The following is an 18,101-nucleotide window of genomic DNA, read 5'->3' on the forward strand; positions in this document are numbered from 1 at the left end:
TAAATCCGTCGAAAACGGTTCCTTCCTCGCTGGCCGTCCAGCGGGCACCCAGCGTGCGGCTTAAAGCCTCGAGAAAAGCCTGTTCATTTTCCTTTGAAAAATGGTCAGCCGGTTCGATCTTCAGATCGTCCAGCCCTTCGCTTCGAGCATCCGCATCGTCAATCAGGTGCGTATGCGTAAAGTACTGGAATCGTATGCGTCAGAAAATTCCAGCGGATACTTTTCACGGATCTGGTTGAAAAGTGCGATCCGACGGCTGAATTCATTTATGTTGTAGTCTGCCGAAAAGGTTTTCCGCTGTTCCGGTCAATACTGAGAGGCCCTGTCCTTTGACGATTTCAGCAGATCCACAAACTCCCGGATCCATTCCTTGAGTTTCGGATCCTGAAATAGCGGTCATAAAAGGGTTCAGGATGCTCCAGTTCTTTCTCAAACATTTCTGAGTAAGCTGTCATCTGCTCTTTCTGACTGTTTACGAGTCTTGTGGTTCAGTGACGAGTCGGCCTGGACTCCAAAGCGTTCAGACATTCCTGATCGCTTCCCTTTGTCCAGGTTTCCACCAGACCTGAGCCAACCAGGCCTGCAAGCGCGACAGCCGCCGCCAGCCCTGCCAGCAGAATCCATTTCGTTCTGGGCGCAGACGGCTGGGAAGTATCCGATCCAGAATCGGACTGCGCACTGGGAATCGGCCTGGATGGCAAAGGCGGAGGCGGCAGCAGGAAAGAAGCAGAGGATTCACTGAAAGCAGAACCTGGATCGAGAGGATCCGTATTTGTCTGCAGGAAAAGCATGGGTTCGATAAGATAGGACTGAACCGATAAATCCGTCTGCTCAAAGAAAGAGCGATGGACAAGAAAGCCATAAGCCAGAGAGGGGATCCGAATGAAAGGTGTAATTTTCGATTTTAATGGAACGCTGTTTCTCGACCACGACAAGCATGTCAAAGCGTGGAACCAGATCAGTCTCGAACTGCGAAACCGTCCGGTGACACAGGAAGAACTCGTTTTGCATATGAATGGAAAGCCGAATGTGCAGATCATTCGCTACCTCAATAACGGGAAAATCGACCCGGCAAGGGAAGAGCAGCTCTCCCAGCGCAAGGAAGCGCTGTATCGCCAGTACTGCGCAGAAGATCAGGCGTCTTTTCATCTGATCGAAGGCAGCGAAGCGCTGTTTGATGAACTGACCCGGCGCGGCATTCCCTTTACGATCTGTTCTGCTTCCATCTGGGAAAACATCGAGTTTTTCGTTCGCAGCTTTCATCTCGATCGCTGGATTCGAGAGGAAAATATCGTCTACGATGACGGAACATACGTAAATAAAATCGCCATGTTTGAGCGGTCCGCCGAAATTCTCGGCCTTCCGTTAGAGGAACTGACCATTCTGGAAGATTCTGTGGCGGGAATAAACAGCGCGATTGAAAGCGGCTGTCAGGATGTGCGGCTGCTGGATTCGTCGCATATTGCCTCACAGATGGCCGGCAGAAAACAGATCCGTCAGGTCGTGCATTCCATGAAGGAGATCCGCATTGATCTGCCAATCGAAGCCATTCCATCCGAAAAGGAGAACGATTAAGGAAAATCGATTAAAGAAAAGCAATAAAAACGATCGGCGATAGAAAGCCGATCGATCAGAAATATGGGGAACGGTACGATCCGTTCCCGTTTTTTTTAATGGCATTATTGGGCGTAATCGCCGCCGTCCACGCCAAGATATTCTTCCAGGCAAAGACCGCTTTGCGCGATGGCCTGCGCTTTGTCGCCGATATAGCGCAAATGCCAGGGCTCCGCCTGATAGCCGGTAATTCCTTCTTTTCCTTCCTGATAGCGAACGATGAAACCATACTTCCAGGAATTGTCCAGAAGCCACTGGGCTTCTGTGGGTCCGGTCAGCAGCGCGCCGCTGCTGTGCTTCAAATCGAACGCCAGTCCGGTCTGATGTTCCGAATATCCAGGTCTCGCAGAGAAGGTATCCGCCTCAGCCTGACCATAGCCGGCGACATAGTTGTTGTAGAGGCCGGCCTGCGTGTCGTAGCTTCGGAAATTGGACGTGTCATAGCTTACGTCCATGCCCTGCGCGATCATGTCCGCAATCAGAGCGGAAACCTGCGCGCTGGCGGTCGGATCGACGCCTGGGGCATAATCCGCCGGAAGACCGTGCTTTTTATTCGCAATCAGAATGCCGTCCTTATAGTAAATGCCGTCGATTGTCTCTTCTTTTAGAGCAGTAGCCTGCCCGTTTTCCGGAAGCGTTTCAGCGGGAACCGAATCCCCATCCTGGGGACCGTCAGGCGACTGGATGGCTTCTTCCGCTTTGCGTCTGGCTTCGGCAATTTCTTCGAATGTTCGTTCCGAGCGCTGAGCCGAGGGAACGGTCTGGCTGCTCGGATCCGCCTGGGAAGAAGTGCCTGACCTGGAAGAGCTGCAGGCGGCCATTCCAAAAATGGAAAGCGCAGCGAGCTGGGCGGCTAAAATCAGTTTTTCGATTTGACGTCCTTTCATGCGAAGGCTCCTTTCGACCGCATCCGCTTCTGGCAAAACTGCGGACGCAGATGTTTTCTCTTTTTCATACGTGTTGAATGTATTGCCCTGGAAGAGGAAAGACCAGACCGATCAGTTCCGGCTCCTGTTTTATCAAGCAGACCGTACACTTTTTGCACCGAAAAAGGGATACGGGCTTGCTGGATTCCGGTGGAGTTCAGGCTGTCTTGTTTTATCGGTTTTGGCAATGATAAGATGATTATAACTAATTAATATTCATATTCAGGGAGGTTCTATGAAAAACTGTCCATCCTGTCATTATTCCAACAAGGATGAGGCTCGATTCTGTGCAAAGTGCGGGACGCCGCTGCCCAATTCGAACTTCAGCGCAAATCCGAATCCAAACCCAGCGGATCGTCCAAATCCGGCATCGTCTGACGGCCTGCAGACCGGGCAGAGGCCAAATCCTCAAAATCCGTCGTCCAACAGAGGATTTTCGCCCCATTACGGTCCGAACAGCGCAGGGCCAAATGGCTATGCTGAACCGCCGCGTCAGCCCGGTCCGCAAAACTATGCCCCAGTGCCGCCTGCACCCGTTTCCGGTCCTTCCGCTCCTCAGCCCAAAAAGTCTGGCTCTGCAGGGAAAATCGTTCTGATCGTTCTGGCTGCTGCACTTCTTTTAGGGGTCGGCGCCTTTGGCGGATGGTTCTTCTTCACCTATAACGGGGCTGGCAGGCAGGATGTGGCCGTCATCTCCTCCGATTCGTCCGCGAAGGATTTTCTGTCGGACAAATCGTCGGATTCTTCCCAGAAGCCGAGTGCCGAATCGTCTTTAAAGGCTTCTGAAGCTCCCGCATCCGACGAAAAAGCATCCGTCAGCTTGCAGGCTGCGCAAGCAGAAGAGCCGAAACCTGAACCAAAACCGGAGCCAAAGCCAGAACCCGCAAAGACGCAGTATCGCCTCAATTATGTGATGAAGGTTCGCAGCGGACCGTCTCTGGATCATTCCCAGGTCGATCGTCTTAGCGAAGGCACCATCATTACCGTGCTTGAAGAAGAAACCGCGGGTGACGGCAGCGTCTGGGGGCGTGTTGGCGAGGACAAGTGGGTCTGCCTTTCGGATGACGACTATGTTTACGCTTCCCGCGCAGGCTGATTCTCATCCGTTTTCCTTCTGCGTACGATCGCGTTTGAAAACAGGCCGTTTTCGGATCTGTTCCAATTTCTTCAAAAAGATTGCCGCTTTATCTGGACAGAACGCCGAAAGCATTAATTAAAAACCTTACCACTGTATTTACAATTCATAAAAATTATTATTCATACAATACAACAGCCAGCAAGCTTCCCTCTTCATAAGGAAATCCTGCTGGCTGTATTTGAATGCATAGTTTGAAATTGTCTACGAAGTATCATCGGGCGCTCAGGCCTTCTTTTTGTACGCAGAAGGTTGTACGCAGAAGGTCAGATTTCGCCAGGTGATGACTCAGCTCTAGCCGTTTTTCGCTTCGGCGATGGGGTCGGGATGTTCGGGACGAAACGAGGTCCACCGTCCAAACAGACCGCATGGCAGTACCGCGTCGCCGGCCTGAATCGGCAGAAGCGTTTCGCCGGTTTCCACATAGCCGCCATGCTGGCGAACAACCGTGCGCTCCAGGGTCTGCGAAAGGGTCGAGAGCGGGAAGCCGGTAGTGTACAGATTGACGATAAAGAACAGCGCGTCATCGGCTAGCAGCTTCTGCGCTTCGTCGATCAGTTCATAAATGTTGTCTTCCAGTTTCCAGACTTCGCCGTTCGGGCCGCGTCCGTAAGAAGGCGGGTCCATGATAATGCCCTGATACGTCCGTCCGCGGCGCAGTTCGCGGCGTATGAATTTCAGCGCGTCATCGATCAGGAAGCGGATCTTTTTATCCTGCAGATGGTTCAGTTCCATGTTTTCTCTGGCCCAGGCGTTAATGCCTTTGGAGGCGTCGAGATGGATGACTTCATCGGCACCGGCTTTGGCAGCCGCCATAGTCGCCCCGCCGGTATAGGCGAAAAGGTTCAGAACGCGGATCGGCGCTTCGGGCGCTTTTTTCTTCCGTTCGCGGATGGCCTTCATTATAAAATCCCAGTTGGACGCCTGTTCCGGAAAAAGACCGGTATGCTTAAATCCGGTCGGGGAAATTTTAAAGCGAAGATCTTTATAGGAAATCGTCCAGAAATCCCGGACGGATTTTTTGAATTCCCACTGTCCGCCGCCTTTGTTCGAACGATGATAGACGGCGTCCGCTTTTTTCCATGGCCGTTCGTCATCGATCGGCCAAATGGCTACCGGATCCGGGCGGCGCAGAACGACATGGTTCCAGCGCTCGAGCTTTTCTTTATTTCCTGCATCAAGGACCTCATAATCGGTCCAGTCTCTGGCAATTTGATTCATAATCGATACCTCTAATCAACAACAGTATAATCGATTCAAAGAAAATGACCGGCCGCAACGATGTTTCGTTTTTGACCGCGCCCGGATCAGGCCGTACCGCATGAAAAAAGGCAGATCGGGCATGAGCCCAATGGGCGATGCCAAAAAATGAAATAATACTTGTGGTCCTATTTAGAACAGAAAGGATGTTAATCATGTTTGTTCAGCTGATCTGTAAAAACAGAGAAGAGAAACAGATGGAAGAACTGTATGAAGTGCTCGGCGCACTTTGCGAGCGGGAAGGCGTTCAGATTGAAGAGCGCGGCGGCCATGTTGAAATTCTGGTCTGCCCGCAGGGAAAAATCGTCGCCAGAGAAGATGGAAAGGATCTGATTCTTTCTTCCAATACCCGTCACGGCGGTCCTGGCTTCCACGCGTTTGTGGTCGATCTGTTTAAAGACATTGAAGAAGAAATTCCCGGAGACTATGAGCTCGATGACGATCTCGACTATGCCAGGGACGAAAATTTTGACCGTCTGGTGCAGCAGTACGAGCAGGAGATCGATTATGTCCGTCAGCTCGTTCTGGAAGAACCCGGATTTAAAGATCGAAACTATATGTTCGATGAAACGTACTATCTGCCCAAAGCAGAGGCAGGACAGATTCTGACCGCCAGCGGCGACATGGATGAACACGAATTCCGCGCAAAGGATGCGGCTGAACTCATGGATCATTTTTATGTCTGGAACAACTGGGATCGCGACGGACGCTTTTTCCGCAACGCCGCCCTGACGCTTCTGGCCAAGGAAAGCTACGGCGAATTTTCCAAAATGAACGAACAGACGGAAAAGGTGGCCAATGAAATCTGTGATGATCTCGAAATCGCCTTCCGTCTTGACCCGACGCTTGGACTTCCAATTGACGCCTATAAGAAACTGATTTCTGTTCTCGGACGCGACAACAAACTGGAAGGAGCCATCGAAATGGACGGGGAAGCTGTCTCGTATCGGACACGCGAAGTCTACCACATCTTTGAAGACGTGCGGATTGTAGCTGCGGGTACTGCAGAGAGAAGCTACGATCCAGCCACACAGTCCGTTTTCCTGACTTCTCCATTCAAAGAAGAACAGGAATGGGCCTGGCTGCTGCAGGCTTCCAAGCAGCCGTCCATTCTTCCTGACTTGAAAAGCGTACAGGAACAGGAGCCGGAGTTCCGCAAGGACGACAGCGTCCTGTGGCTGGAAGAATACAAGCAGGATGGCATTTACACGATCGATGCCATGATCCGCGACAACATGCGCGATCTCTATATTCATGGTGTAGCGCGCAGCGAAGCGGAACGCGACTATTTGAAGACGTGCATTGAAGAATCCGGCTTTACCACCCTTTAGTCAAAGCAAGAAGAAGTTTTGAGACTTCATACCTGCAGGATGTGCGGGATGATAAAACCGAAGACCCTCAGCCAAAACGAAGCAAGACAGGGAAGCCGGCGTATAAACGCGTCTGGCTTCCTTTTTCTATGCATGACCCGGCAGATTTTGCGCACCGATCCGCCGGGCAGATTCGCACAGCCGATCCGGCAAAAGCATTCGCCAAAAGTTTTCCAGCCTGAGATTTCCCAAAAACAAAGCGGCCGTTCTGTGCAGAGCAGAGCGGCCGTCTTTTAAGACAGAGGCAGGTTTTTATTTCCAGTAGCCGTAATACGTTTCGAACAGTCTGCGGTTGACTTCGTCGCCGCCGTCCACGTTCGAGCTGACAAAGACGGGCGGCTTCCTGCCGGCTTTGGCGAGGTTTTCAATGACCTGCGTCATCATGGCATCCATCAGGAAAATGCCCAGGAAGCTGGAAACCGGGCCGACGGGCGTATCGCAGCCTTCAATTTCCAGAGAGGCATCGCCTTTGGGGGCGTGGTTGTCGAGAACGACATCGGCAAGCTCAAAGAGCCGCTTGCCCGACGGCGCGCGGGACGTGCACGCTTTCGAGTGAGCCAGAGAAGTCAGAGCTATGACTTTGGCACCTTTTTCTCTGGCGGCCTGCGCCATTTCCACGGGTACGCTGTTTCTTCCGGAGTTGGAGATGATGACAATCGTGTCCTTTTCATCGAGCTTGTACAGCTCAAGCAGCGAGGCGGCATAGCCGGAAATGCGCTCGAGACCGGTCGACTTGGTCGGGAAGTCGATGACCATCAGCTCCTGGGGAAGGATAGCTTTAATGAGCGCCAGTCCGCCGGCGCGGGCGTACACTTCTTCAGCCATCATGTGCGAATGGCCGGAACCAAATACGTAAATTCGTCCGCCCTGCAGACAGCTGTCTGTCAGCAGCGAGGCGGCTTGCTGAATGTGAGCTTCTTCGTCTTCAAATGTCTGATCGAGAAGGCTGGAAGCATGCTGGTAATACTTTGCGGCTGCATTCATGAGGATCCGTTTCCTTCTTTCTTTCCTTTTTTACGGGGATGAGCAACAGTACCATCTTTTGCTGCGCCGCCTGGAGTGCGGATTTCTTTTCAGGATGCGGAGAGATCGGCAGGCGCAGGTGCGGACACAGATCCGGCTGCCGGATCCATGCCGGAAGATGGTAAATCGCTTCCTGCTGTCTTTACTTTAGCCGACAAAAAAACAAAGCGGTAATCCTTTGTATGCATATGCAGACAATTGGAGCCGCCAGGATCCGAAAAACGGCGTTTTCCGTATACGATAGATGTTTTATTATCCATTCAATGAAGAAATAAATTCATACGGACTGAATTGTTCAAACATTCTGCCAGGTAAACGAAAAGAGTACGCACATTTGTACAGACCTGCGCCTGCCTTTCGGGCATGGGAGGGCATGGTATAATAACAGGACGATTCTTACCGCCCGAACGGGCAAAACGATGCGGTCAGAGATCGGATTTCGACCGCTTTTTCGAGAAAAGAAGAGGGAAGCAGAATGAGCGAGTTGATGGAGAAACTGAACCCGGCACAGAAAGAAGCGGTGTGCTGTCTGGACCGGCCGCTGCGCATTGTCGCCGGCGCCGGATCGGGCAAGACCAGCGTACTGATGGCCCGCATTGAATATCTGATCCGTGAAGCGGATGTGTACCCCAGCCGGATCATGGCGATCACCTTCACCAACAAGGCTGCCCGGGAAATGAAAGACCGCCTTGAGGCAATCCTGCCTGAAGAAGCGGGTGACGTGCGCATTTCGACGATTCACTCGCTGTGCGCCCGCATTTTGCGCATGGACGCCAAAGCGGCCGGCTATCCGTCCAACTTCACCATCCTCGATGGGGACGACCAGAAATCCATGGTCAGCCGCATTCGCAAGGAAAAAGGATTCGATAATAAGAAATATCCCGCCGGGCAGATTCTCAGCTTCATTTCTTCATGCAAGCGCGAACAGGTCGATCCGGAGAAAGCGCGCGTTCTGGCCGATACGCCGGACGGACACGTGCTGACGACGATTTATGCCGAATACCTTCGCGAACAGAACGAAATGTTCGCCATGGACTTTGACGATCTGCTTCTCAATACGGATGCTCTCCTTACCGAAAACGAAGTCGTCCGCACGAAGTGGCAAAACCGTCTTGACTACATTCACGTCGACGAGTTTCAGGATACCGACCCGATCCAGTATTCCCTGATTCGAAAACTCGTTCGCCCCGATGCCCAGCTCGTGGTGGTCGGCGATCCGGACCAGACTATTTATTCGTGGCGCGGCGCTTCGGTTTCCATCATCATGGATTTCGAAAAAGATTTCCCCGATGCAAAAACGATTATCCTCGATCAGAACTACCGTTCAACACAGGTCATTCTCGACGCGTCCAACGCGCTGATCGCCAACAACCGCAACCGCGTGAAAAAAGATCTGTTTTCCACGCGTCCAAGCGCGCAGCCGATCCTTACCTTTGGGGGCATGGAAGACGAAAGCGAAGCCAGCTTTGTGGCGATGATGATCGCCCGTCTTCATTCGATCGGCGCCAAGGATCTCAAGCCCGTTCCGTATAAAGATATTGCGGTTCTGTACCGGGCCAACTATATTTCCCGTATTTTTGAAAAAGAACTCGTAAAGCAGAAAATTCCGTACCGCATTCTGGGCGGCATCCGCTTCTTCGAGCGCAAGGAAATCAAGGACATCCTGGCCTACCTCTTTCTTCTGCGCAAACCGGATCCCGATGATCCGGCGTTCATGAGCCAGGATCTGTATCTCGAGCGCATCATCAATGTGCCAAGCCGCAAAATCGGTCCAAAATTCATGGATACGCTGCGCAAGGAAAGTCAGGATCGAGGATTAAGCATGCTCGATGTGCTGCGTGATCCAAAAACCGTCAATGCGGCCAGGGCCAGATCCTTTATCGATGTGCTCGACCGCATTCAGGCGCGCTATGAAAAGTACGGTCTGCTCGGTCTGGTCGACGCGGTCGTCGAAGAGACCGGCTATAAGAAATCGCTGGCGATGGATGAAGTCGAAGAGCGCATGCAGAACATCGGTGCGCTCGACAGCGATATTACCGCCGCCTATTCCAACGACGCGACCCTCACCCTCGATGAATACTTAAGCAATCTGGCGATTTACACCGGCCGCATCGACGAAGAAGACCGCAACGCCGTCACCCTTTCTACGGTCCATACCGCCAAGGGCATGGAATACCCGGTGGTGTTCGTGAGCGGCCTGTATGAAGACACGTTTCCGTCCATGCGCTCCGTTATGGAAAGCGGAAAAGAAGGCATGGAAGAAGAGCGGCGCCTCATGTACGTCGCCATGACCCGCGCAAAGGACCTTCTGTTTCTGACGTGGAACACCGGCTATATGTACAGTCAGCAGGGCAATCGAATTCCTTCGCAGTTTATCGACGAAATTCCCGATACGCTGACTGCCCACATGCGCCGTCCTGGTCCCGTACCGGAACTGAGCGATTTGGAGCAGGAGAAAAAGGACGTCAAAACGTCGAGACAGACCGGCGAAAAGATCGCCAAACTGGTCGAAAATCGCGAGAAGCGCATGAAGTCGGCCCGTACCCTTGCGGCACGCGCCAAGTCCAGACCGAAAAAGGTGACGTACCATAAGGGCGATCGGATTTTCCACAATAAGTTCAAGCAGGGAACGATCCTCGACGTTTCCGGCGATATTATCCAGATTCAGTTTGACGGATACGATCACGTCAAAAAGATTAACGCGAACTTCATTACGCCGTTAGCCGACGTCGATCCCGAAGATCTCGCCAGCTGAAACCCGTCCTTAGCCGCCTGCGACAAGCGGGGTGCACTTTGATACAATGGACGATGGTTTCATTTCCTTTTCAGGCCCGCCGCGCAGTATGCGGCAGGCTGTAATCCGAACAGGAATAAAGAAATACATAAGAAAAGAATATGTACGAATAAATACATGGAAACGGTCTGTACAAGGACCGTATTCCCCTCCCGTTTTCCCTGGCTGACCGGCTTTTACATTCGCAGTCGGCCGCAGGAGACCGGCAGGAGGAGCAGAGACAGGAGGCATGCCGTATGGATGAAATCAAACGCATTGAAGAACTTCGCCGTCTTCTTGAACGGTATTCAAGAGAGTATTACATCAACGACAATCCGACGGTATCCGATGCGGAATACGACGCGCTGCTCGAAGAGCTCAAGGCGCTCGAAGCCAGACATCCGGAAAGCTACGATCCCAATTCGCCAACGCAGCGCATTATCGGAAAAGTGCTCGACGGCTTTGAAAAAGTCGTCCACGACCAGCGCATGCTTTCTTTGGATGATGTCTTTTCCAAAGAGGAACTGAAAGAGTTCTGCGAACGGATCTGGAAAGAATTTGGACGGGCATCCTTTGTGTGCGAATGCAAGTTCGACGGACTGGCCATGGCTCTGATTTATGAAAACGGGTCCTTTGTTCGTGCGGTTACGCGCGGGGATGGATCGGTCGGCGAAGACGTGACGGAAAACGTCCGCACGATTTCTTCGATTCCGATGCATATCGACGAGGCGGGCCATGTAGAAGTGCGCGGGGAAGTCATCATGCCCAAGGCGAGCTTTGAAAAGCTCAATGCGCTCCAGGAAGAAATGCATCTGCCGCTGTTTGCTAATCCGCGAAACGCCGCGGCCGGCACGATCCGCAACCTGGATACGTCCATTGCCCGCAAGCGCCGCCTGGACATGTTTCTTTACTATTTCCAGAACGGCGAAGAGCATGGCGTAAAAAGCCAGGCCGAAGCCCTCGAACAGCTCAAAGCCATGGGCTTTTCGGTTTTCCCCAACTGGAAGCTCTGCACTTCCTTTGAAGAAATCTGGGACTTTATTGAAAGCATTTCGAAGATTCGTTCGAGTCTTCCTTTTGAAATTGACGGCATTGTCGTCAAACTGAACGATTTTGCGATGCAGCATGAGATCGGTGTGACTGCCAAGTATCCGCGCTATTCCATCGCCTATAAATTTCCGGCGGAAGAAGTCGAAACCACGCTGATGGGTATCGAGCTGACCGTCGGACGCACCGGCAAAATTACCCCAAACGCCATTCTGGCGCCAGTTCGCGTAGCCGGCACGCTCGTCAGCGCCGCGACTCTGCACAACCGCGATCGCATCGACGCCTACGATCTGCGTATCGGCGATCAGGTCATCATCCGCAAAGCGGGCGATATCATTCCGGAAGTCGTACGCGCACTGCCCGAAAAGCGAAACGGAACGCAGGTGCCCTACGAATGGCCAAAGACGTGTCCGGTCTGCGGCTCGGATCTGGTGCGTCTGGAAGGTGAGGCGGACTATTTCTGCCCGAACCCCAACTGTCCGGCCCGCATCGTGCGCAGCCTGATTCATTTCTGTTCGCGCGAAGCCATGGACATCGACGGCTTTGGCGACAAGCGCGTCGTCTGGCTGCACGACAACGGCTTTTTAAGCACGATTGAAGCTATTTATCATTTGCATGAACGCCGCCAAGAACTGCTCGCGCACAAAGGCTGGTCCGAAAAAGGAACCGACAAGCTGTTTGCGGCCATTGAAGCCTCCAAAAAGCAGCCGCTTGACCGTCTGCTTTTTGCCCTGGGCATTGAGCAGGTCGGAAGCAAGGCCGCTAAACTGCTTGCGGACGCCTTCCATTCGATGGATGCGCTCATGAACGCCAGCGAAAGCGAACTTTCCGCGGTGAAGTTCATCGGGGACGTATCCGCCAGAAGCATTCATTCTTTCTTCGCGCAGGAAGAAAACCAGAAGCTGATCGCGGCGCTCAAGACGCTCGGTCTCAATATGGAAGAAGCCCCGAAAGAAGCGGTCAATTCCGATTCCTTTTTCGCCGGCAAGACGGTTGTGCTGACCGGTACGCTTGAACAGATGCCGCGCTCGAAAGCCAAGGAAATTCTGGAATCGCTGGGTGCTTCGGTCGCCGGATCGGTTTCGAAAAAGACCAGTCTGGTCATCGCAGGCGCCAGTGCGGGAAGCAAGCTGGCCAAGGCCGAAAGTCTGGGCATTCCTGTATGGAGCGAAGACGACTTCCTCAAGGAGATTTCTCACGATGAAGCGGCGTAATACCGATACAAAGGCGTCCGTCAGACGCTCGGGCGTTCTGAAAAAGGCGCTGGTCTTCGCGGCTTCGGCTTCGATGCTGCTGAGCGGCTGTTCGGAAGAAGGCGCCCGCGTCGTGCAGGGCCTTCGCCCCGGCGACTATGGCGCGGTGCTTCCGTATGAAACGAGCGATACGCGCGGCAAGCATATCGGTCTGATCAGCGACATCGACATTCGAAGCCAGCTCGAATCCGGCCTGATGGATTTGTCGAAGCAGTACTTCTCGCCCTCGGACGTCAACTTCCGTACCCACGTGTTCCTCGACTACGATGAACTCGACGCGACCGACGGCAGCCGCGGCCTGCTTGGTACGCTGCGTGACGGCAACCCGAACGGTCTGAACCCGTCGGCGGATGAAGAATTCGATACCGGCAACGGCATCGTGCGCGGTCCGATTCTTGTCAACGACATTTACGAACTCGACTTTTATTCGGGCGATACGCTCAAGGGCATTTCCATTGGCCTGGCCGTCTCCGATGCGGTGACGCAGGATGGTCAGCGCATTGAAATCGCCCCGGAGAAAATGGAAAACTTTCTTACCCAGACGGGAACGAAAATCGTGTCCTATTTGCGCGAGCGCTTTAACGAGATTTCACCCGATGTGCCGATTTTCATCGCGGCTTACCAGCTCAACACCGATGAAAACAGCCACTCCAAGGGCGGCTATATTTTCACCGAATACTTCCGCGGCCAGAACTCGCAGGTCAATACCCTTCACGAAGAGTATCTGATCGTTCCATCCAGTCAGTTCAGCCAGGCCCATCCGGAAATGGCGCAGGAATTTGAAACGTTCCGCCAGCAGGTCATGTCGATTTTGTCCGACGCGACGTATACGACCGGCGAAGCCAAGGTGCAGGACGGCACCATCGTGCGGCTGACGATTCATATCACGGCCCACGGAAAGACGGTCAGCGAGATTCTCGCGGTCATTCAGTCCGTGCGCGAAGATCTTTCGGCGTTTACCGATACGACGTGCACGTATAAAGTGATTATCGAAAACAACAGCGACGTCTGCGCTCTGCTCGAACGCGCACCCGATTCGAAGAGCGTCAAGGTCATGAGCATTTACTAAGACAGAAACGAGAGGCTTCTGCTTTTCGGATCCGGCGGCTTTAAAAGCCCTTTGAATCCAGCGAAACGTACAGGCCGCTCGTTTTCAGCCGGTTTTCCGGCCAGATAAACAGAACAGCACAGAAAGAAAGGAAACCGATGGAAAAATTTTCAACCGAATATTTTCGCAAACTGGCCTCGGATCTGAAATTTGATCTGAGCGATGCGGAAATTGAAGAGCTTAAAAAGGACTTTCAGGCGGTGGAAGCCCAGGTTGAACTCTTCGAGAGTATCGACACCGAAGGGCTGGAACCGATGATTTATCCCTTTGAAGACGAAACCGTATTTTTACGGGAAGATACCGTATGCGATGTGCTCTCCCGCGAGGAAGCACTTGAGAACGTGCCGGATGTACGCATGGGACACGTTCATGTTCCAAAGGTGGTGAAATAAATGAAAACCCGTCTGACTCCAAACGAATCCGCAGCCCAGATTGAGGCGCTCCAGCCGACGCTGAACGCGGCGGTCACCATCGTAAGCGAACCGCAGGAAAAACCCGTTCAGGGCCTTCTTTCTGGCATTCCGGTTGTCCTCAAGGACAACGTCAGCACAAAAGGCATCCGTACGACCGCCAGCTCGAAAATTCTCGACAACTACGTGCCGGTCTACGATGCCACGATCGTTGAAAAACTGAAAAACGCTGGCGCCGTCATCGTCGCCAAGTCCAGCATGGATGAACTCGGCATGGGCGGGACCAACCGCAACGCATCGACCGGTCCGGCCTGCAACCCGTGGAATCCCGCCCACATTACCGGCGGTTCTTCCGGCGGAAGTGCGGCCCTGATGGCTGCCGGCTGCGCGCCCCTTGCCATCGGTACCGATACCGGCGACTCCATCCGTAAGCCGGCTGCCTTCTGCGGTGTCGTCGGCTTCAAACCGACCTATGGACGCATTTCCCGCTACGGCATCATTCCGTATGCCTCTTCGCTCGATACCGTCGGCTTCTTTACCCGCACTATCGAAGACGCGGCCGAAGCGCTCGAAGTGCTCGCCGGCCGCGACGATCATGACATGACCAGCTCCTTTCTGCCGGTCGAACACTATAAAGAAAATCTCAATCCGGATTTAAAGGGCAAGCGAATCGGTATTTTCCGTACCGTCAGCGATCGCATCGCCCGCCCGGAACTGAAAAAGGATTTTGACGAACTCGTTGAAAAAATTCAGGCAGCCGGTGCGGAAGCTGTCGATCTGTACATGGATGAAAAGCTGATGAATCTCATCGCGCCCGTATACAAGACGATTGCCAACGCCGAAGCGACGGCCAACCATTCCAACCTGGACGGCATCCGCTTTGGTGTGCGCAAGCCGGGTGGATCGGTCGAAGAAGTCATGACCAATTCCCGTACCGCCGGTTTCTCAAGCTACGTGCGCGCCCGTTTTGTGATCGGCTCCTACACCCTTTTTGAAGAAAACCAGGACCGCCTGTTCCGCAAGGCGCAGAAAATCCGCCGTCTGCTCGTCGACGCCTGGAAAGAACTGTTCGACTCGTGCGACGTGCTGCTTGCCCCGGCCGCACCGGATACCGCGCCGCTCATTGAAGAAAGCAGCGATGTCCGCTTTGGCAAGGACCGCTTCGAAGAAGAGCATATGCAGCTGGCCAACTTCTCCGGCTATCCGTCTTTGACGATGCCGCTTTCTCTGGCCGATAACGGTCTGCCGTTTGGCATTAACCTGAACGCCCCTGCCTTCCAGGAACAGGAACTTCTGGATGTGGCCGCTGCGCTCGAGAAAATCATTGACTTTAAGGAGGAACCGGCATGCCGCGTGAAGTAACCATTGGAATTGAAATCCATTGCGAGCTGAAAACAAAAACGAAAATGTTTTCCGGAGCGCTGGTAGCCTTCGGCGATCCGGCCAATACCAACACTTCGGTCATCGACCTCGGTCATCCGGGAACGCTGCCCTGCGTCAACAAGGAAGCGGTCCGCCTGGCTATTAAAGCGTGCACCGGTCTGCACTGCACGATCGACCCGCTCGTCAAATTCGACCGGAAAAACTACTACTACTCCGATCTGCCCAAAGGCTTCCAGATCACCCAGCAGTTCCACCCGATCGGCAAGGACGGCTATGTGCTCATCCAGACCGATGAAGGGGAAAAGAAAGTGCGCATCGAGCGCATTCACATGGAAGAAGATACGGCCAAGCAGTTCCATAAGGACACCGGCACGTACATCGACTTCAACCGCGCCGGCACGCCGCTTGTCGAAATCGTTTCCCGACCGGATATGCATTCCGCAGCCGAAGCGGCTGCATATGTCGAAGCGCTGCGCCGCACGCTCTTCTATCTGAACGTTTCCGACGTCAAGATGGAAGAAGGTTCCATGCGCTGCGACATTAACATTTCGCTTTCCGACGATCCCGAAAAACTCGGAACGAAAGTCGAAATCAAAAACCTGAACTCGATCGCCAACGTGCAGAAAGCCGTTCAGGCGGAAATCGAACGCCAGAACGCTGCGCTGGATGCCGGCGAAGAAATCGTACAGTCCACCCGCCGCTACGATGAGCCGACCAAATCGACCGTGCTCATGCGTAAAAAAGAAGGCAATGTCGACTACAAGTACTTCCCGGAACCGAACATTTTCCCGATCCGTCTTGATGAAAAGTGGATCGAGGAAATCCAGAACTCGCTCGAAGAACTGCCCGAACAGCGCCTCGAACGCTTTAAAAAGCAGTTTGGCCTCAACGATTACGACGCGTCCGTTCTCGTCAACGACCGCGATATGGCCGACTTCTACGAATCCGTGATGGCTGATGCAAAAGACGCCAAGAAGGCCGCCAACTGGGTCATCGGCGATCTGAGCGCCTGGCTCAATAAAAACGGCCTGAACTTTACGAAAAATCCGGCTTCCGCCAAGGCGATCGCCCGTCTGGTCAACCTCATCGAAGAGGGTACCATTTCCGGCAAGCAGGGCAAGGAAGTCTTTGAAGACGTCATGCAGGGCGCCGATCCGGATCAGGTGATCAAGGACAAAGGCATGCAGCAGATGTCCGATGACGGCGCGCTGCTCGAGCTGATCAACACCGTACTCGATCAGAACCCGAAATCGATCGAAGACTTCAAGAACGGCAAAAACCGTGCCGTCGGCTTTCTCATGGGTCAGGTCATGAAGGCGTCCAAAGGCCAGGCCAACCCGAAAAAGGCCAACGGTCTGCTCGTTCAGGAACTGAACAAACGGTAAATTCTCCCTTTGAACAAAGGGAAAACCGGAGTTTTCTAACAGTTTGTTCACGCGGCCGGCCTCAGCCATCACAAAAGTCTTCGTGTGATATGATTGTGTTGGTTTTTGAGAGAGCTCAGAACCGGACACGAAAAAATACTGCTGCCTGAGGCAGCTGATGGAAATGAATTGGAGAGAACTATGCCCGATACACCTAAAAAAACGAAACGGGTCAGAAAGCCGAAAAAGGAGAAAGTCAAACAGGGCCACAAGCTCGTCTGGTTTACTCTGATCATCATTCTGATTCCGTTCCTCATTGTCGGTTACGTCCTGCTGACCAGTGCACAGGGCAACAACCACCCCGTTGAAGGAAATCGCTTTGGCGTCAACGACCTGCAGCCGCGCATTCAGGATTCGCAGATGAATGCCATTCAGGGCGATCTGCTTACGATCGGCGGCGTAGAAAGCGCCACGATCAATCTCGAATCCGCCACCCTGCGCGTCAACCTGAACATGGTCGACAATGCGGACAACGCGATTCTCGAAGAAGCGTGCCGCCAGGCGTACGACATCGTCAACAACTACCTGCCGATCGATACGTACTTCACGAATTCGGAAAACGGTAAAAACTACGATCTGGAAATTTCCGCTTACAACTACATCGTCGACGATCAGCATCCCGCCGACGGCTGGCACTTCACCAAGCTGCTGAAAACTGCAGCCGCCAGCGACTTTGTGGTGGATCACATTACCCAGCCGAAAAATCCGGAACTCGCCGAACAGGTGCGCAAGAAGGAAGCTCAGACGCCGCAGGCGCCTGCGCAGGATTCTGCAGCCGAACAGCCGGCCGAAGATCCCAACGCGCAGCAGGAAGCTCTGCCGGATGAAAATCTCGGCTACTACGACGAATACGGAAACTTCATTTACTACCAGTAGAACATTTGAAACAGACAGCCAGCCGGAATCCCCGGCTGGTTTTATTTTGGAGCAAGCTCGCAAACGAACGCGCTGACCCAATAGAAAGTCCGCGCAAAACGGGGAAAGCCGCCAGTTCAGCCGAAGCCATTGTCAAAGTTTACGAACAGGAAATTCAAAAGGAGAGAGCGCCCGTAAAGGACCGGAACGCCGTAAGCCTCAAATAAAAGACGGGTATTTTCTCGACGGCCTCCTTGGGATAATTTCTTTATTCAAGGAGGCTTTTTCATGGAACCAATCATCCCTGAAATCGATCTCGGTATCGATTTCTCAAAAGTTAAAAACATCTATCTGGCTCAGAGAAAGACTCACAAGAGTCATGATAGAGAGTCAGGGTGGATTCGAGGAAAAAAGTGCCGCCTACAGAGCAGCCAAGTACTTCATGGATCGAGTGAACTCGCTGGTAAGGTACCTGGAAGACGGTGATTATCCGATCGACAATAATGTGGCAGAAAGAGCC

At 53.1% G+C, this 18,101-nt stretch carries 14 protein-coding genes; 11 read left to right on the top strand and 3 right to left on the bottom strand.

All coding sequences use genetic code 11. The annotated features are described in order from the left end of the window. Window positions 1-882: 882 nt before the first annotated feature. Complete coding sequence (locus Q2J39_RS03000) at window positions 883-1,575, top strand: HAD family phosphatase (protein WP_288338908.1); 693 nt, start codon at window positions 883-885, stop codon at window positions 1,573-1,575. Between the two features lie 104 nt (window positions 1,576-1,679). On the opposite strand, the gene Q2J39_RS03005 is transcribed toward Q2J39_RS03000, so the two are convergent. After that, window positions 1,680-2,501 carry a M15 family metallopeptidase gene (locus Q2J39_RS03005; protein ID WP_230267555.1) on the bottom strand — a complete coding sequence of 274 codons (822 nt, stop codon included), beginning with the start codon at window positions 2,499-2,501 and terminating at the stop codon, window positions 1,680-1,682. Between the two features lie 274 nt (window positions 2,502-2,775). On the opposite strand from Q2J39_RS03005, the gene Q2J39_RS03010 reads away from it, so the two are divergent. Beyond that, a complete protein-coding gene (locus Q2J39_RS03010; protein WP_230267554.1) occupies window positions 2,776-3,636 on the top strand; it encodes a zinc-ribbon domain-containing protein in 861 nt (286 codons plus the stop codon). A gap of 333 nt (window positions 3,637-3,969) precedes the next feature. Here the strand turns inward: Q2J39_RS03010 and Q2J39_RS03015 are convergent, their stop codons facing one another. Further along, window positions 3,970-4,896, bottom strand: a complete 927-nt coding sequence (locus Q2J39_RS03015) for a class I SAM-dependent methyltransferase (protein WP_288338907.1) — start codon at window positions 4,894-4,896, stop codon at window positions 3,970-3,972. Between the two features lie 185 nt (window positions 4,897-5,081). Here Q2J39_RS03015 and Q2J39_RS03020 point away from each other — a divergent pair, with 185 nt between their 5' ends. Beyond that, complete coding sequence (locus tag Q2J39_RS03020; RefSeq protein WP_288338906.1) at window positions 5,082-6,266, top strand: hypothetical protein; 1,185 nt, start codon at window positions 5,082-5,084, stop codon at window positions 6,264-6,266. Between the two features lie 291 nt (window positions 6,267-6,557). Here the strand turns inward: Q2J39_RS03020 and Q2J39_RS03025 are convergent, their stop codons facing one another. Further along, window positions 6,558-7,289: an SIS domain-containing protein gene (locus tag Q2J39_RS03025; RefSeq protein ID WP_288338905.1), complete on the bottom strand. Its 732-nt coding sequence runs from the start codon at window positions 7,287-7,289 to the stop codon at window positions 6,558-6,560. Window positions 7,290-7,803: 514 nt separating this feature from the next. Here Q2J39_RS03025 and Q2J39_RS03030 point away from each other — a divergent pair. The 8 genes from Q2J39_RS03030 to Q2J39_RS03065 all read left to right on the top strand — a co-directional run. Continuing rightward, window positions 7,804-10,083, top strand: a complete 2,280-nt coding sequence (locus Q2J39_RS03030; RefSeq protein ID WP_288338904.1) for an ATP-dependent helicase — start codon at window positions 7,804-7,806, stop codon at window positions 10,081-10,083. A gap of 275 nt (window positions 10,084-10,358) precedes the next feature. Next, window positions 10,359-12,362 (top strand): NAD-dependent DNA ligase LigA, encoded by a 2,004-nt coding sequence (gene ligA / locus Q2J39_RS03035; RefSeq protein WP_230267549.1) that lies wholly within the window; start codon window positions 10,359-10,361, stop codon window positions 12,360-12,362. Further along, window positions 12,349-13,470 carry a CamS family sex pheromone protein gene (locus tag Q2J39_RS03040; RefSeq protein ID WP_230267548.1) on the top strand — a complete coding sequence of 374 codons (1,122 nt, stop codon included), beginning with the start codon at window positions 12,349-12,351 and terminating at the stop codon, window positions 13,468-13,470. The genes ligA and Q2J39_RS03040 overlap by 14 nt, the downstream gene beginning before the upstream one ends. A 137-nt stretch (window positions 13,471-13,607) precedes the next feature. Further along, the gene (gene gatC / locus Q2J39_RS03045) at window positions 13,608-13,901 is read left to right on the top strand and encodes an Asp-tRNA(Asn)/Glu-tRNA(Gln) amidotransferase subunit GatC (RefSeq protein WP_288338903.1); all 294 of its coding nucleotides are present in this window, start codon (window positions 13,608-13,610) and stop codon (window positions 13,899-13,901) included. Beyond that, entirely contained in the window at window positions 13,902-15,281 is a 1,380-nt protein-coding gene (locus tag Q2J39_RS03050; protein ID WP_288338902.1) for an amidase family protein, read from the top strand. After that, the gene (gatB, locus tag Q2J39_RS03055) at window positions 15,266-16,687 is read left to right on the top strand and encodes an Asp-tRNA(Asn)/Glu-tRNA(Gln) amidotransferase subunit GatB (protein ID WP_230267545.1); all 1,422 of its coding nucleotides are present in this window, start codon (window positions 15,266-15,268) and stop codon (window positions 16,685-16,687) included. Before Q2J39_RS03050 ends, gatB begins: the two co-directional genes overlap by 16 nt. Window positions 16,688-16,867: 180 nt before the next feature. Next, the gene (locus Q2J39_RS03060) at window positions 16,868-17,602 is read left to right on the top strand and encodes a hypothetical protein (RefSeq protein ID WP_230267544.1); all 735 of its coding nucleotides are present in this window, start codon (window positions 16,868-16,870) and stop codon (window positions 17,600-17,602) included. Window positions 17,603-17,930: 328 nt separating this feature from the next. Then, the coding region (locus Q2J39_RS03065; protein WP_300968113.1) for a transposase at window positions 17,931-18,101 on the top strand (171 nt) is incomplete at its 3' end.

It is taken from the genome of uncultured Allobaculum sp., assembly GCF_948576815.1.
In the GTDB taxonomy this organism is placed as follows: Bacteria; Bacillota_I; Bacilli_A; order Erysipelotrichales; family Erysipelotrichaceae; genus Allobaculum; species Allobaculum fili.

Bases quoted from the DNA above. Each gene is read 5' to 3' on its own strand.
- Q2J39_RS03010 (WP_230267554.1), top strand. From the start codon at position 2,776: ATGAAAAACTGTCCATCCTGTCATTATTCCAACAAGGATGAGGCTCGA.
- Q2J39_RS03060 (WP_230267544.1), top strand. From the start codon at position 16,868: ATGCCCGATACACCTAAAAAAACGAAACGGGTCAGAAAGCCGAAAAAG.
- gatB (WP_230267545.1), top strand. From the start codon at position 15,266: ATGCCGCGTGAAGTAACCATTGGAATTGAAATCCATTGCGAGCTGAAA.
- Q2J39_RS03020 (WP_288338906.1), top strand. From the start codon at position 5,082: ATGTTAATCATGTTTGTTCAGCTGATCTGTAAAAACAGAGAAGAGAAA.
- Q2J39_RS03015 (WP_288338907.1), bottom strand. From the start codon at position 4,896: ATGAATCAAATTGCCAGAGACTGGACCGATTATGAGGTCCTTGATGCA.
- gatC (WP_288338903.1), top strand. From the start codon at position 13,608: ATGGAAAAATTTTCAACCGAATATTTTCGCAAACTGGCCTCGGATCTG.
- Q2J39_RS03025 (WP_288338905.1), bottom strand. From the start codon at position 7,289: ATGAATGCAGCCGCAAAGTATTACCAGCATGCTTCCAGCCTTCTCGAT.
- Q2J39_RS03030 (WP_288338904.1), top strand. From the start codon at position 7,804: ATGAGCGAGTTGATGGAGAAACTGAACCCGGCACAGAAAGAAGCGGTG.
- Q2J39_RS03005 (WP_230267555.1), bottom strand. From the start codon at position 2,501: ATGAAAGGACGTCAAATCGAAAAACTGATTTTAGCCGCCCAGCTCGCT.
- Q2J39_RS03040 (WP_230267548.1), top strand. From the start codon at position 12,349: ATGAAGCGGCGTAATACCGATACAAAGGCGTCCGTCAGACGCTCGGGC.
- Q2J39_RS03050 (WP_288338902.1), top strand. From the start codon at position 13,902: ATGAAAACCCGTCTGACTCCAAACGAATCCGCAGCCCAGATTGAGGCG.
- ligA (WP_230267549.1), top strand. From the start codon at position 10,359: ATGGATGAAATCAAACGCATTGAAGAACTTCGCCGTCTTCTTGAACGG.
- Q2J39_RS03000 (WP_288338908.1), top strand. From the start codon at position 883: ATGAAAGGTGTAATTTTCGATTTTAATGGAACGCTGTTTCTCGACCAC.